The sequence below is a fragment of the Streptomyces sp. NPDC056144 genome (assembly GCF_042264145.1).
Taxonomy (GTDB): Bacteria; Actinomycetota; Actinomycetes; order Streptomycetales; family Streptomycetaceae; genus Streptomyces.
Genome location: NZ_JBHJVF010000008.1, coordinates 96,607 through 109,865, shown reverse-complemented (window position 1 = coordinate 109,865; position 13,259 = coordinate 96,607). Strand labels below are relative to the sequence as shown.

The window sequence follows — 13,259 nt, the reverse complement described above, 5'->3', positions numbered from 1 at the left end:
AGCGGCCCCTCATTCCTTTACCGACTTCTCCGCGTTCTTTGCCGCGACGACGGCATCGAAGACCTCGCGCTTGGGAAGTCCGGCCTCGGCGGCGACCGCCGCGATCGCCTCCTTGCGCCGCTCCCCCGCCTCCTCGCGGACCCGGACCCTGCGCACCAGCTCCTCCGCGTCGAGCTCGGCCGGGCCGGTCTCCGGGGCGCCCTCGACGACGACGGTGATCTCGCCCCGTACGCCCTCCTTCGCCCAGGCCGCGAGCTCGCCGAGCGGGCCGCGCTTGACCTCCTCGTACGTCTTGGTCAGCTCGCGGCAGACGGCGGCGCGGCGCTCGGCGCCGAAGACCTCGGCCATCGCGTCGAGGGTGTCGTCGAGGCGGTGCGGGGCCTCGAAGTAGACGAGGGTGCGGCGCTCGTCCGCGACCTCGCGGAGCTTTCCGAGCCGCTCGCCCGCCTTCCTCGGCAGGAAGCCCTCGAAGCAGAAGCGGTCGACGGGCAGGCCGGAGAGGGCGAGCGCGGTGAGCACGGCGGACGGGCCCGGGACGGCCGTGACCTTGATGTCCTGCTCGACGGCGGCGGCGACGAGCCGGTAGCCGGGGTCCGAGACGGACGGCATGCCCGCGTCGGTCACGAGCAGCACCCGGGCGCCGCCGACGAGCGCCTCGACGAGTTCGGGCGTACGGGCGGACTCGTTTCCCTCGAAGTAGGAGACGACCCGGCCGGAGGTGTGGATGCCGAGGGCCCGGGTCAGGCCGCGCAGCCTCCGGGTGTCCTCGGCGGCCACGATGTCCGCGTTCTCCAGTTCGGTGGCGAGTCGGGGCGGAGCGTCCGCGATGTCACCGATGGGGGTCCCTGCGAGTACCAGCGTTCCTGTCACACAGGACATCCTCCCAGCCCGGACAGGCGACGCGCACAGGAGCGTTCCCTACGATGGCGCGGTGACCAGTACCGCACCCGAGGCCCAGGAGGGCCAGCACCCCGCGACGGAGCCCGTGACCGGGCCCGCGACCGGGCCCGTGGCAGAGCCCTCTCCGTGGCAGCGGAGGCTGCGGCGCTTCGGCTACGCGCCCCGCGCCGACGCCCCCGCCCCCATCGGCCTCCGGGAACGGCTCGACCCGCCGTACGCCCGCCCGTCCGAGCGGATCTGGTCGCTGCTCGGCATCGGCCCCGTCCTCGCCGAGCGGCTGTGGCGGCTGTCGGCGTGGGGCGGTCCGCTCCTGGTCGCGGCCGTCGCGGGCGTCCTGAGGTTCTGGAACCTCGGCAAGCCGCACGCGGTGATATTCGACGAGACGTACTACGCGAAGGACTCGTGGGCCCTGATCAACCAGGGGTACGAGGGGGCGTGGCCGAAGGACATCGACAAGACGATCCTGCGGGACCCCGGCTCGGTCCTGATCCCCACCGACCCCGGCTACGTCGTCCATCCCCCCATGGGCAAGTGGGTCATCGGCGTCGGCGAGAAGATCTTCGGCTTCGAGCCGTTCGGCTGGCGCTTCATGGTGGCGCTGCTCGGCACGCTGTCGATCCTGATGCTGTGCCGGATCGGCCGCCGCCTCTTCCGCTCGACGTTCCTCGGCTGCCTCGCCGGTCTGCTTCTCGCGGTCGACGGCCTGCACTTCGTGATGAGCCGTACGGCCCTGCTCGACCAGGTCCTGATGTTCTTCGTCCTGGCCGCCTTCGGCTGCCTGGTCGTCGACCGCGACAAGGCGAGGAAACGGTTCGCGGGGGCGCTCCCCGTGGACGAGGAGGGCGTCCTGCGCCCCGACGCCGACATCGCCGAGACCCTCCGCATGGGCTGGCGCCCGTGGCGGATCGCGGCCGGTGTGATGCTCGGCCTCGCGGCGGCGACGAAGTGGAACGGCCTGTACGTGATGGCCGCGTTCGGCCTGATGACGGTCCTGTGGGACGTGGCGGGCCGCCGCACGGCGGGCGCCGTACGGCCGCGCGTCGCGGTCCTGCGGCGCGACCTGATCCCGGCGTTCGTCTCGGTGGTGCCGGTCGCGATCGGCACGTACCTGGCGACCTGGACGGGCTGGATCGTCAGCGACAAGGGCTACTTCCGCGACTGGGCCGCGAAGCAGGACGCGCTGCCGGGCGGCGGCGGCACCTGGAGCTGGCTGCCGGAATGGCTGCGGAGCCTGTGGCACTACGAGTCCGAGGTGTACTCGTTCCACGTGGGCCTCACGTCCCCGCACACGTACGAGTCGAACCCCTGGTCCTGGATCGTGCTCGGCCGCCCGGTCTCGTACTTCTACGAGTCCCCCGCCCCCGGCACCGCCGGCTGCCCCTCCACGGCGAAGGAGAAGTGCGCCCAGGAGGTCCTGGCCCTCGGCACCCCGCTCCTGTGGTGGGCCGCCTGCTTCGCCATCCTCTACATCCTGTGGCGCTGGGCCTTCCGCCGCGACTGGCGCGCGGGCGCGATCGCCTGCGGCATCGCCGCCGGCTGGCTCCCCTGGTTCATGTACCAGGAACGCACCATCTTCCTTTTCTACGCGGTCGTCTTCGTGCCGTTCCTGTGCCTGGCGGTGGCGATGATGCTGGGCGCGATCATCGGCCCCCGGGGGACATCGGAAAGGCGCCGGACTTTCGGCGCGGTGGCGGCGGGATGTCTCGTCCTGCTGATCGTCTGGAATTTCATCTACTTCTGGCCGATCTACACGGGAACTCCCATCCCGATAGACCAGTGGCGAAACAGGATGTGGCTGGACACCTGGATCTGACAGATCCGATACGGATCTGACGGAGCTGACAGATCTGAAGAAAGTTGCTCGACACACGGAAGTGACGCTGATTGACTGGACGGCCGTTCGGGGAGGGGACGTCAGTCATGCGCAGTGGAGCGAAGACCGCGATCGTCGGAGGAGTGTTCCTCGTCGTCGCGAGCGGAGTCGGGTACGGCGGATACAACCTGTGGAACGGGATCATGGGCGGCTCCACGTCGCCCACGGACGCACCGAGACGGAGCGGACCCGTCACCTCCGACGAGGTGACGGCGACCGCCCGGGACTTCCTCGCCGCGTGGGCCGCCGGGGAGGCCGAACGGGCCGGCCAGCTGACGAACGACCCGGTCACGGCGTCGCCGGCCCTGGCGGCGTACAAGGAGGGCGCGAGCATCTCGGCGCTGGCCATCACGCCCGAGGCGCCGGTCGACGTGACGGTGCCGTTCACGGTCAAGGCGACCATCACGTACAAGGGCGTGTCGAAGCCCTGGACGTACCGCTCCCAGCTCACCGTCCTCCGGGGCGAGACGACCGGCCGGGCGCTCGTGAAGTGGCTCCCGTCCGTGCTCCACCCGAAGCTGACGACCCCCGACGCCACGATCCGCACGGGCGTCGCGAAGACCGCTTCCGTGAAGGCCGTCGACCACGACGGCGTCGAACTGACGGCGGAGAAGTACCCGTCGCTGGCGCCGGTCCTCGCGGAGCTGCGGAAGCGGTACGGGGCGAAGGCGGGCGGCGAGGCGGGCATCGAGACCTGGATCGAACAGGGCACGGGTACGTACGGCGCTTCCACCCTCCCCCTCCTCGTCCTGACGAAGGGCAAGCCGGGCGAGCTGAAGACGACCATCGACGCGGGCGTCCAGGCGGCGGCAGAGAAGGCCGTCAAGGGCTTCTCGCAGGCGTCGGTGGCGGCGATCGAGCCGTCGACGGGCGCGATACGGGCGGTGGCCAACAACCCGGCCACGGAGTACAACACGGCCTTCATGGGGCAGCAGGCGCCCGGCTCGACGATGAAGATCGTCACGGCGGCGATGCTGATGCAGAACGGGGTGGTGGCAGGACCGGGCAGCTCGGTCGAGTGCCCGCCCACCGTCCTGGCACGGGGCCAGACCTTCCAGAACCTCGAGAAGTTCAGCATCCCCAACGCCACCCTCGCCCAGGCGTTCCGCCGGTCCTGCAACACCGCCTTCATCAAGGGGGTGCTCCCCAAGATGGCCGACAAGAACCTCGCGGACACCGCCCTCGGCACGACGGCCCGCGACTCCTTCGGCATCGGCCAGACCTGGGCGGTCGGCATCGGCGCCTTCGACGGCAGCGTCCCCGAGTCCGCCGGGAGCAACACCCCCGCCTCGTACATCGGCCAGGGCCAGATCCAGATGAGCGCCCTGAACGTCGCCTCGCTCTCCGCGACGGTGAAGAACGGCGGCTTCCTCCAGCCGTACCTGGTGGCGAAGGACCTCGACGACCGCGAGTTCGCCGAGGCGGACCGGCTCTCCCCCGGAGTCGCGTCGGCCCTGAAGCAGATGATGCGGGAGACGGCGACAGCGGGCGACGGCACCGCGACGAACGCGATGAGCGGCGTCCCCTCCCCCAAGGGCGCGAAGACCGGCTCGGCGGAGGTCGACGGGCAGGGGACGTCGAACAGCTGGTTCACCGGCTACTCCGGCGACCTCGCGGCGGCGGCGGTCGTGGAGGCCGGCGGTCACGGCGGTGACGCGGCGGGCCCGGTGGTGGCCCAGGTCCTGAAGGCAGGCTGACACGGCGCCGGGGGGGGCGTCCCACCCTCCGGAACCCGGTCGCATGGCCCGTACACCGGCCGCTAGCGTGTCGGGCCATGACGACCACGGAGCACGCACACCCCCAGTTCGCCGCCGCCCTCGCCGAGTTGGGTCTCGACGTCGAGATCCGCCGCTTCCCCGACGAGACGAGGACGGCCCAGCAGGCCGCCGACGCGATCGGCTGTGAGGTGTCCGAGATCGTGAAGTCGCTGATCTTCGCGGCGGACGGGGTCCCGGTGCTCGTCCTCATGGACGGCGCGTCGCGGGTCGACGTGGAGCGCGTACGGGCGGAACTCGGCGCGGAGAAGGTGACCCGGGCCGACGCGAAGGTGGTCAGGGAGGCGACGGGGTACGCGATCGGAGGCGTACCGCCCTTCGGCCACCGGACGAGCACGCGGGTCCTGGCGGACCGGGGCGTCCTCGACCACGCGGTGGTGTGGGCGGCGGCCGGCACCCCGCACACGGTCTTCGCCCTGCCCCCGAAGGACCTGGTCGCCCACGCGGGCGCGACGCTCGCCGACGTACGGGAACAGACGGCGTGACGCCGCTCGTCACCCTGGCCGTCCTCGTCGCCGCGGTGACGCACGCGAGCTGGAACGCGATAGCCCACGCCATCAAGGACCAGCTGATCTCCTTCACGCTGATATCCGGCGGAGGGGTCCTGATCGGCGCGGCGACGGCACTCTTCGTCCCCCTCCCCGCCCCGGAGGCCTGGCCCTACCTCCTCACCTCCGCCGCCCTCCACATCGGCTACTACGCCCTGCTCATGCGGTCGTTCACGCTCGGCGACTTCGGCCAGATGTACCCGATCGCGCGCGGTACGGCCCCGCTGGTCGTGACCGTCCTGGCGGCGGCCTTCCTCCACGAGGTGCCGAGCGGCTGGCAGTTGCTCGGCGTGGCCGTCGCCTGCGCGGGCCTGACGGGCCTCGCCCTGTGGGGCATCAGAGGCGCGGACGCCCGCCCCCAGTGGCCCGCCCTGCTCGCGGCGGGCGCGACGGGCCTGTCGATCGCCCTCTACACGGTCGTCGACGGCATAGGCGTCCGCGCCTCCGGCACCTCGCTCGGCTACATCGCCTGGCTGATGGTCGTCCAGGGCCTCGCGATCCCCGCATACGCCCTCTGCACGCGCCGCGCGACCCTGCTCCCGGCCCTCCGCCGGTACGCGACCCGAGGCCTCACCGGCGCCACCCTCTCGGTCACGGCCTACGCCCTGGTCCTCTGGGCCCAGACCCAGGCCCCCCTGGCCCCCATCGCAGCCCTCCGCGAGTCCTCCGTCATCGTCGGCGCCGCCATCGGCACCGTCTTCTTCAAGGAACGCTTCGGCGGCCCACGCATCGCGGCGGCGGGACTAATGGTGCTGGGGATCGGGCTGATGCTGCGGGCGGGGTGAGGCGGCGCGGGGGTCAGTCCTCGGCGTCGACGGTGGGAGCGAGGTAGTGGCGTGCGCGGAGGATCAGCACCGTGTCGTCGCGGTAGTCCTCCTGATACCAGAGCATCACCGGTCCCTCGGCGTACGTCTTCACGCCGGAGGCGGACTCCTGGATGTCGAAGGGGTGGCCGATGCGGCGGACGCCGACCGCGTCGGCGATGCGGCGGGCCAAGTCCTCCACATCCTGCCGCTGCTCGGCGGGCAGCCCGCCGACCACGTTCGCGGCATCCGGGTTGTACTCCCAGGTCCAGTCGCTCACGCGGCGGCCGCCTCCGCGTCGGCGAGAATCCGGGCGAGCTCGGCCGACGCGGCGCGCCGGGTGGTCTTGTCCTCGGAGCTTGCCACGATCTGCTCGCACTCGCGGAACCGGGCGGCGAGGTCGGGGATCCTCTGGACGGCGACCCACGACCACCAGTGGTCGACGAAGTGCCTGCCGGGCAGGAGGCTGAACTCGTCACGCGCCTGAGCCATCGCCTCGGTCCAGTGCGCGTCGAACCGGGGCAGGGCGGCGGAGTCGAGGCGGGCCACGGCGACACGGAGCGCGGCCGGGGTCTTCTCCGGCATGGGCACGAGGGGCACGAGGCCTTCTGGCTGGGTCGTCACGCGGCTGCGCTCCCTTCGGTCCGGTCGGCGTACTCGGCCTCGGCCTCGGCCTCGGCCTTGCGGGCGGTCACCCGTGTGGCGACGCGGGCCGGGGTCCGGTCGACGTGGCGGGCGCCGGCGGACGCGCTTCCGTGGCCGATCTCCACGCCGGTGAGGACGGCTCGTCCGCCCCTGGTCCTCGTGGTGGTCATGGTCACGAGAGTGCACCCCGCGCCCCCTACTTTCAACTGCTCTGGAAACGTCCCGCCCTCCGCCTCAGATACCGGTGGTGGTCGCCGCCGCCTCCGTACCCATTCCGTCGCAGGAGGCGCGGAAGAAGTCCGTGCGGATGCGGCGGAAGCCGGTGTGGCCGGTTTCCTGGGCGTGGGACAGGCACCAGGTGGCGGGGCCCCGGGCGTCGTCGGCGGCGCCGGAGCCGTCGTGGCAGGTGGTGCACTCCGCCTCGGTGATCAGACCGCTTCCCGTGCGGTCGGGCCGTAACGCCCAGAGCTTGGGGCGGCGGCCGAGACGGTGGTGGGGCCGGGCCACAGCGGCCCTCCCTGTTCCCTCAATTCCCTTGCTGCGCATGAGACTCCCTCTTCACGACAAGCTCCGCCCACACCAGCTTTCCCGGCCCGGAGCGGTCGCAGACACCCCACTTCTCGGCCAGTACGTCGACCAGCGGCAGCCCCCAGCCGCCGTCGGCTCCGCCGGTCTCCGGGAGCGCTATCAGCGGGCGCCGTTCCGATGCGTCGTGGACCTCGATGCGCAGACCGGCGCCGTCCGGGATCCGCACGAAGCGGGTCTCGATCTCCCGGCCGGGGACCCTGCCGTGGCGCACGGCGTTCGTCAGCAGCTCGGAGAGGACGAGCGAGGCGGCGTCCTCCAAGGCCTGCCACTCCCATCGGGCGAGCGTCCGCCGCAGCTCGCGGCGGGCGAGGGGGACACTTCGGGTGGCCTGCGGCCAGCGGAGGACGACGGTGTCGGGGCCGTGCGCGGTGGCCGGTTCGTTTCCCATCAGGCCACCTCCACGCCGTGGATGAGGCGGGGTCCGACGTCCACCCCGTGCGTCGCCAGCCAGAGGGCGCGGCGGCGGGCCCGGAGTGTGGCGGGGGTGTCCAGGTAGGGGCGGACGAGGGGGCTGCCCTCGCCCCGGAGGAGGGGAACTCGGGTGCAGACGTGGGCGGGTGGGGCCTGTGGGGGCGGGGCCGCCTCCCGTCGGCGCCGCCCGGACGGTGGGAGGAGCAGGGACAGAATCAGTCCGACAAGCCGGACGATAGGGTGGTGCACGTTGACGCTCCTTCGAAGCGTTGGCCACGCCCCCGGACCGGTCGCACGGTCGCGGGGGTTTCGACATTTCCGGATGGCGCCGGATCCCGGCACCCCAAGATCACGCAGTGCACGATCACGCGTGCTCTGCGTCACATTCCTCACGCTAGGGCTGTTCGATTCACCGACGCAAGTGGGCCTTCCGCAAATTTGCGGACCCTCCGAGGGGGGTCGCAACTGGCTCAACTCCGTTGGCAAGCGGCAAACTGACGCCACGTCGAGAGGAGACGACATGCCCGCAGGTGGGAAGCCGACGGTTCGCAGTCGGCGGCTCGGCTCTGCCCTCAAGCGCCTCCGCGAGGCGGCCGGAGTCGACCAGTCGGCGGCCGCCCAGGCCATCCTGAGATCCGTGACCAAGGTCAGCCGCCTGGAGAGCGGGCAGGTCTCCGCCTCCGCCCTGGAAGTCCGCACCCTCCTCGACTGCTACGGCGTCCGGGACCAGGGCGAGCGCGACCGGCTGGAGGAGCTGGCGCGGGCCAGCAATCAGCGGGGCTGGTGGCTGGACTACCAGGAGACGCTACGCCCGGACTACGCGGACCACATCACGCTCGAAAGCGACTCGACGTACATCCGCTCCTGGGAACCCGCCCTGATTCCCGGCCTGTTGCAGACTCCGGAGTACGCGGAGTCGGTGATCTCCTCGGGGCCTGTCTTCATCGCCGCCGACCGCATCGCCGAGCTCGTCAAGGTCCGCCAGGAACGCCAGCGCCGGATCGAAGCGGGCGGGGTGCGCTTCACCGCCATCATCTGGGAGCCCGCCATCACCTCACTCCGCGACGCCCCCGCCGTCCGAGACGGGCAGCTCCGGCATCTGCTCGACGCCGGGCAGCGCCAGAACGTCACCGTGCAGATCCTGCCGACGGCGGCGAACAAGTCCGCCGGCATGTCGGGACCGTTCGTCGCCTTCTCGTTCGGCGTGGAGCCCCACGTCGAGGCGGTGGCCGTACGGACCGTCGTCAACACGACTGTCGTGGAAACCCCCGAGGATCTCGCCGCCTATGCCGACGTTTTCGATCAACTACGCTCGGCGGCGATGTCGCCCGAGGAGAGCGCGGAACTCATCCGCCAGATCCTGGGCGACGCAGCGGATCGGATGGAAGAGGCAACGTGACACCTGAGATCGTCAGCGCATTCCGCAAGTCGTCCTTCTCGGATCAGCAGGGCGACTGCGTCGAGGTGGCGCGCACGTCCGTGGGCGGGAGTGCGGTCCGCGACAGCAAGACCGCCCCCATCGGCCCCCACCTCGCCTTCCCGGCGGACGCCTGGGCTTCGTTCGTCGATGCAGTGACGACCACCCGGCTGTAGGACCCCGTCCACGTACCCGCACCCGAGAAGGCGCGATGCTCCCCGCCACCACCTGGGCCGACGCCCAAACCCTCTGGGACTTCCAGCAGATGGGGCACACACCTCGGCCCTGCTCCGTCCTCGTCGGGCTCGGTAGTCACGACCTCGGGGTCGCCGACGTGGCCGTCGGGCTGTACCGGCGGGGACTGGCGCCGGTCATCGTGTTCACCGGGGCCACGAGTCGGACCACCGAGGGGCGGATGCCCCGGGGTGAGGCCGAGCATTACCGGGAGCGGGCGTTGGAGTCGGGGGTGCCCGAGGACGTCGTGCTCGTCGAGCCCCGGGCCCGTAACACCGGAGAGAACCTGCGGTTCTCCCGGGAGTTGCTCGCCGAGCGCGGGATCGAGGTCTCGTCCGTCCTCCTCGTCAGCAAGCCGTACGAGGAGCGGCGGGCCTACGCGACCGCGCGGAAGGTGTGGCCGGGGGTGGACTTCGTCTGCGCGTCGTCGCCGATGTCGCTGCCCTCGTACGTCGACTCCCTCCAGGATCCCCGGCTCGTCCTCGACATGCTCGTGGGGGCCGTGCAGCGGCTGATGGTCTACCCGGAGCAGGGGTTCATGGTCGAGACGGACGTACCCGAGGCCGTCGTCGGCGCGTTCGAACGGCTCCGTGACCAGGGGTTCACCAGCCGGCTCGTCGCCGGCTGACGCCGCTTCCGCCCTACCGTGAGAGTGCACCATGAGCTGGGACATTCTTCTGCTGCCGCTGCCCGCGGACGTCACGTCCATCGACGATCTTCCCGCCGATCACGAGCCGCCTCCCATCGGCAGCCGGTCCGGCGTTCACCAGGCACTCAGGTCAACAGTGGGCGAGGTCGACCTGACCGACCCAGCGTGGGGCGAGTTGCTCGGTCCGACCTGGGTGATCGAACTCGGCATCGGCGAGCACGACCCCGTCGAGTCGGTCATGCTCCATGTCCGGGGCGGGGAGGACGACGTGCTGCCCGTGATCTTCCGCATCTCCCAGGCCCTTGGCTGCCGCCCCTTCGACTGCTCGACAGGCGAGCTGCTCACGAACGCGGACGATGCCCGGGCGAGCTGGAGCGCTTTCCAGTGCTTCCGGGACAGAGCGATCGCGTCCGACTCGTGGCGTGAACCCTGAGGCACCCCCATGGGCCTCAGCGCAGGTCGAGGCGCATGATGATGCGGGGGTGGCCTGCCAGGACCGAGGTGGTGGGGGAGGCGTAGGTGAAGCCCGCGCGTTCGAAGTTCTTGCGGAGGCCCGCGTACGCCATCGTCGTGTCGACCCGGGCGTCCCCGTTGTCCAGCGGGTACGCCTCGATCGCCGGGGCACCGTGGGCGCGGGCGTATTCGACCGCACCGGCGATCACCGTGTGCGAGACGCCCTTCTTGCGGTGGCCGGGGCGGACGCGGACGCACCACAGGGACCACACCGGCAGGTCGTCGACGTGCGGGATCGTGCGGCTGCGGGCGAAGGACGTCACCGAGCGCGGTGCCACCGCCGCCCAGCCGACGGGCTCGTCGCCGTCGTAGGCGATCACGCCCAGCTGTTCCTTGCCGCAGAGCTCCCGGACGTACTCGCCGCGGGCCGGGCCCCTGAGTTCGTTGTTCAGCTTGGACGGGATGCGGTAGCTGAGACACCAGCAGACGGTGGCTTCGGGGGACTTGGGGCCCACCAGGGCCTTGATGTCCTCGAACTCCGTTGCCGGGCGGACGGTGAGGGTCATGGTCGCCACGATGCCACGGCGGACACCGGTCCGCGCCCCGGCCGTCAGCGGGTCGGGGTCGGGGCCGCCGGTCCGGGGGTTTGCACCTTCGGGGCGGGGAGCGCGGGGTCGTTGGGGGACGGGGTGGGGTCCGTGACCGGTGGCGGGCCCGCCGGGCTGACCGGGGTCGGGGCGAGCGGGGCTCCGGGGAGCAGCGTCAGGAGGCAGACCGCCGCCACGGTCGCCGCCACCGCCAGCACGGCCAGGCCCCGGCCGTAGGCGGACCGGATGCCCCGGGCCCTGCCCGTCGGGGGCGGCTGGCGGCGCAGGTCGTGGTGGGTGACCTGGGCGGCTCGGGCCGCCAGGGCCGCTCTCAGGCGGGCCTCGGTGTCGTGCGGGGGCGTCGGGGTCATCGGTCGGCCTTCTCCAGTTTCTTCGCCAGGGCGCTCAGGGCGCGGCTGGCCGTGGACTTCACCGTGCCCCGCGAGAGGCCGAGCGTTCCCGCGATCTGTTCCTCGGTCAGTTCCGACCAGTAGCGGAGGACCAGGACCTCGCGCTGGCGGTGGGTGAGTTCGGCCAGGGCGTCGAGGACCGTGCGGTGTTCCTCCGCCAGGAGGAGCCCCTCGTCGAGCGGTGGGGTCGGCGGCTCGTGGGGCGGGGTGTAGCCGCGGGCCGTGCGGCGGCGGCGCAGGACCGAGCGGGCCGCGTTGACCACGGCCGTGTGCAGGTACGCCCCCGGGTCCCGCAGGCCGTCGAGTGACGTGCCGTACGCGCGGCACACCGCCGCGAACGCGTCCTGGACGACGTCCTCGGCCGTGTGCAGGTCGTCCACGAGGAAGAGCGCCAGGCGCACCATGTCGAGGCGCCTCGCGTCGTAGAGCGCCGCCAGGCTTGGTGGGTGCTCGCTCTCGTACGGGCGGGCGCCCCCGCCCCGTACCACCGTGAGGTAGCGGGCCGCTCCGGTGATCCTGGCCAGCAGGAGGGACCACCAGGGGGCTGCGGCGGGTGTCGCGTACGCGTACTGCATGTGCCTCGTTCGGATTCGATGAGGAGGGTGGGGGTGGGCCGGGCTCCCCCACGGAGTCCGGCCCACCCCCGCTTTCGTGGTGGCTACTTGGCCGGGGCCGGGCGGGGCTCACCCGGCTCGTAGACGCCGGGGTGCGCCGCCTTGCCCGGGTCGACGACCCTGGCGGGCCCGGACCCGGCCGGCTTCGGGCCGGCCGGTGCGGGAGCCGCGGCCGGCGTCAGGTCGGCGACCTTCGGCGCGGCCGGCTGCGGGGTGTCCGTCGCGGGGCCGGCCGGGGCGGCGGGACGCGGGACGACCACCGCCGGTGCCGGGGCCGCGGGCACGGCCGGTGTGGTCCGGGTCGCGGGCGACGGCTTCGGGCCCGCGTCGGCCACGGCCTGCGCCGTGAAGGCTCCGCCGAGGAGCAGCGCGGCGCCTGCGGCGGCGCCCAGGATCCGGCGGCGGCGACGGGTCGGGTGGGTCATGAGGTCTCCCCAGGGGGTGCGTGCGGGACATGGGTCTGAAGGGCGCCTTCAACCCACCAGACGTGCGTCCCCCTCCGAGGTTGCGTCTCAGGAGGGAATTGTTTTCACGCCTCCCCCAGTACCTCCGCGAAGTGCTGGTTCACCGCCAGCAGTCCGCCGTCCACCCGCAGGGTCGTCCCCGTGATCCAGGAGGCGTCCCGGGAGGCGAGGAAGGCGACGGCCGCCGCTACGTCCTCCGGAGTGCCCACCCGGCCCAGGGGGTACGCCCGGGCGCCCAGGGCCGCCAGGTCGTCCTCCCGGCCCGCCCACGCCGGGGTCGCGATCGTGCCGGGGTTGATCTGGTTGACCCGTACCCCGCGGGGGGCCGCGTCGCCCGCCAGGGTGCGCGTCAGCGAGGCCAGGCCCGCTTTCGCCGCGCTGTACGCGTGGTTCCCGAAGTCCGCCTCGGCGTTGACCGAGCCGATCGTGACGATCGCCCCGCGCCCGCCCGCCGCCGCCAGGTGCGGCAGCGCCGCCCGGGAGCAGCGGACGGCGCCCATCAGGGTCACGTCGAGTTGCTCCGCCCAGCCGCCGTCCGGGTCGTCCTCGAAGCGGGCGCGGTCGGGTGCCACCGGTGCCAGGGCGTTGTTGACGAGGACGTCGAGTCCGCCGAAGGCCTTCACCGCGTGGGCGACGGCCGCGTCCACCGACTCCTGGTCGGCGATGTCGCAGCGCAGCCCTTCCGCGCCGGGGAGCCCGGCGGCCACTCTGCGCGCCCCCGCCTCGTCGATGTCGGTCACCAGGACCCGCGCGCCCTCCTCCGTCAGGCGCCGCGCCGTCGCCGCGCCGATGCCGCGTGCCGCGCCCGTGACGAGGACCCCGTACCCCTCGAACCGCCGTGTGAGTTCCATGGGGAGATTGTCATCTCTCCTTACGGCGGCCGCTGTT

Annotated in this window: 20 protein-coding genes; 8 read left to right on the top strand and 12 right to left on the bottom strand. The window is 72.2% G+C overall.

All coding sequences use genetic code 11. The features are described from left to right. Nucleotides 1-9 precede the first annotated feature (9 nt). Nucleotides 10-879 (bottom strand): 16S rRNA (cytidine(1402)-2'-O)-methyltransferase, encoded by an 870-nt coding sequence (rsmI, locus tag ACFC0Z_RS24200; protein WP_376441581.1) that lies wholly within the window; start codon nucleotides 877-879, stop codon nucleotides 10-12. Between the two features lie 52 nt (nucleotides 880-931). Between rsmI and ACFC0Z_RS24195 the strand changes: the two genes are divergently transcribed. From ACFC0Z_RS24195 to ACFC0Z_RS24180, 4 genes are all read left to right on the top strand, one after another. Continuing rightward, nucleotides 932-2,713 carry a dolichyl-phosphate-mannose--protein mannosyltransferase gene (locus tag ACFC0Z_RS24195; RefSeq protein WP_376441578.1) on the top strand — a complete coding sequence of 594 codons (1,782 nt, stop codon included), beginning with the start codon at nucleotides 932-934 and terminating at the stop codon, nucleotides 2,711-2,713. A gap of 107 nt (nucleotides 2,714-2,820) precedes the next feature. After that, complete coding sequence (locus tag ACFC0Z_RS24190; protein ID WP_376441575.1) at nucleotides 2,821-4,470, top strand: penicillin-binding transpeptidase domain-containing protein; 1,650 nt, start codon at nucleotides 2,821-2,823, stop codon at nucleotides 4,468-4,470. A gap of 77 nt (nucleotides 4,471-4,547) precedes the next feature. Beyond that, complete coding sequence (locus ACFC0Z_RS24185; RefSeq protein ID WP_376441573.1) at nucleotides 4,548-5,033, top strand: YbaK/EbsC family protein; 486 nt, start codon at nucleotides 4,548-4,550, stop codon at nucleotides 5,031-5,033. Then, nucleotides 5,030-5,881, top strand: a complete 852-nt coding sequence (locus tag ACFC0Z_RS24180) for an EamA family transporter (protein WP_376441570.1) — start codon at nucleotides 5,030-5,032, stop codon at nucleotides 5,879-5,881. The genes ACFC0Z_RS24185 and ACFC0Z_RS24180 overlap by 4 nt, the downstream gene beginning before the upstream one ends. A 13-nt stretch (nucleotides 5,882-5,894) precedes the next feature. Here the strand turns inward: ACFC0Z_RS24180 and ACFC0Z_RS24175 are convergent, their stop codons facing one another. The 6 genes from ACFC0Z_RS24175 to ACFC0Z_RS24150 form a co-directional block, all read right to left on the bottom strand. Next, complete coding sequence (locus tag ACFC0Z_RS24175; protein WP_376441568.1) at nucleotides 5,895-6,179, bottom strand: hypothetical protein; 285 nt, start codon at nucleotides 6,177-6,179, stop codon at nucleotides 5,895-5,897. After that, entirely contained in the window at nucleotides 6,176-6,523 is a 348-nt protein-coding gene (locus ACFC0Z_RS24170; protein WP_376441565.1) for a DUF6247 family protein, read from the bottom strand. Before ACFC0Z_RS24170 ends, ACFC0Z_RS24175 begins: the two co-directional genes overlap by 4 nt. After that, nucleotides 6,520-6,714, bottom strand: a complete 195-nt coding sequence (locus tag ACFC0Z_RS24165; RefSeq protein ID WP_376441563.1) for a hypothetical protein — start codon at nucleotides 6,712-6,714, stop codon at nucleotides 6,520-6,522. Before ACFC0Z_RS24165 ends, ACFC0Z_RS24170 begins: the two co-directional genes overlap by 4 nt. A 64-nt stretch (nucleotides 6,715-6,778) precedes the next feature. After that, nucleotides 6,779-7,051, bottom strand: coding sequence for a hypothetical protein (locus ACFC0Z_RS24160; protein ID WP_376441560.1), 273 nt, complete (start codon nucleotides 7,049-7,051; stop codon nucleotides 6,779-6,781). A 19-nt stretch (nucleotides 7,052-7,070) separates the two neighbouring features. Beyond that, nucleotides 7,071-7,520 carry an ATP-binding protein gene (locus ACFC0Z_RS24155; RefSeq protein ID WP_376441558.1) on the bottom strand — a complete coding sequence of 150 codons (450 nt, stop codon included), beginning with the start codon at nucleotides 7,518-7,520 and terminating at the stop codon, nucleotides 7,071-7,073. Then, nucleotides 7,520-7,792, bottom strand: a complete 273-nt coding sequence (locus tag ACFC0Z_RS24150; RefSeq protein ID WP_376441555.1) for a hypothetical protein — start codon at nucleotides 7,790-7,792, stop codon at nucleotides 7,520-7,522. The genes ACFC0Z_RS24155 and ACFC0Z_RS24150 overlap by 1 nt, the downstream gene beginning before the upstream one ends. Before the next feature lie 271 nt (nucleotides 7,793-8,063). Here ACFC0Z_RS24150 and ACFC0Z_RS24145 point away from each other — a divergent pair, with 271 nt between their 5' ends. The 4 genes from ACFC0Z_RS24145 to ACFC0Z_RS24130 are packed head-to-tail and all read left to right on the top strand — an operon-like array spanning nucleotide 8,064 to nucleotide 10,276. Further along, entirely contained in the window at nucleotides 8,064-8,942 is an 879-nt protein-coding gene (locus ACFC0Z_RS24145; protein ID WP_376441553.1) for a helix-turn-helix domain-containing protein, read from the top strand. Continuing rightward, on the top strand, nucleotides 8,939-9,136 hold the full coding sequence (locus ACFC0Z_RS24140) for a DUF397 domain-containing protein (protein ID WP_376441551.1): 198 nt from the start codon (nucleotides 8,939-8,941) through the stop codon (nucleotides 9,134-9,136). Before ACFC0Z_RS24145 ends, ACFC0Z_RS24140 begins: the two co-directional genes overlap by 4 nt. A 35-nt stretch (nucleotides 9,137-9,171) precedes the next feature. After that, nucleotides 9,172-9,822 carry a YdcF family protein gene (locus ACFC0Z_RS24135; protein WP_376441548.1) on the top strand — a complete coding sequence of 217 codons (651 nt, stop codon included), beginning with the start codon at nucleotides 9,172-9,174 and terminating at the stop codon, nucleotides 9,820-9,822. A 31-nt stretch (nucleotides 9,823-9,853) separates the two neighbouring features. Beyond that, nucleotides 9,854-10,276 carry a hypothetical protein gene (locus ACFC0Z_RS24130; RefSeq protein ID WP_376441547.1) on the top strand — a complete coding sequence of 141 codons (423 nt, stop codon included), beginning with the start codon at nucleotides 9,854-9,856 and terminating at the stop codon, nucleotides 10,274-10,276. A 16-nt stretch (nucleotides 10,277-10,292) separates the two neighbouring features. Here the strand turns inward: ACFC0Z_RS24130 and ACFC0Z_RS24125 are convergent, their stop codons facing one another. The 5 genes from ACFC0Z_RS24125 to ACFC0Z_RS24105 form a co-directional block, all read right to left on the bottom strand. After that, on the bottom strand, nucleotides 10,293-10,862 hold the full coding sequence (locus ACFC0Z_RS24125) for a GNAT family N-acetyltransferase (protein WP_376441544.1): 570 nt from the start codon (nucleotides 10,860-10,862) through the stop codon (nucleotides 10,293-10,295). A 44-nt stretch (nucleotides 10,863-10,906) separates the two neighbouring features. Beyond that, nucleotides 10,907-11,254: a hypothetical protein gene (locus ACFC0Z_RS24120; RefSeq protein ID WP_376441542.1), complete on the bottom strand. Its 348-nt coding sequence runs from the start codon at nucleotides 11,252-11,254 to the stop codon at nucleotides 10,907-10,909. Next, a complete protein-coding gene (locus tag ACFC0Z_RS24115; RefSeq protein WP_376441540.1) occupies nucleotides 11,251-11,868 on the bottom strand; it encodes an RNA polymerase sigma factor in 618 nt (205 codons plus the stop codon). The genes ACFC0Z_RS24120 and ACFC0Z_RS24115 overlap by 4 nt, the downstream gene beginning before the upstream one ends. 83 nt (nucleotides 11,869-11,951) lie before the next feature. Further along, entirely contained in the window at nucleotides 11,952-12,332 is a 381-nt protein-coding gene (locus ACFC0Z_RS24110; RefSeq protein ID WP_376441537.1) for a hypothetical protein, read from the bottom strand. Nucleotides 12,333-12,436: 104 nt separating this feature from the next. After that, entirely contained in the window at nucleotides 12,437-13,222 is a 786-nt protein-coding gene (locus ACFC0Z_RS24105; RefSeq protein ID WP_376441534.1) for an SDR family NAD(P)-dependent oxidoreductase, read from the bottom strand. Nucleotides 13,223-13,259: the final 37 nt, after the last annotated feature.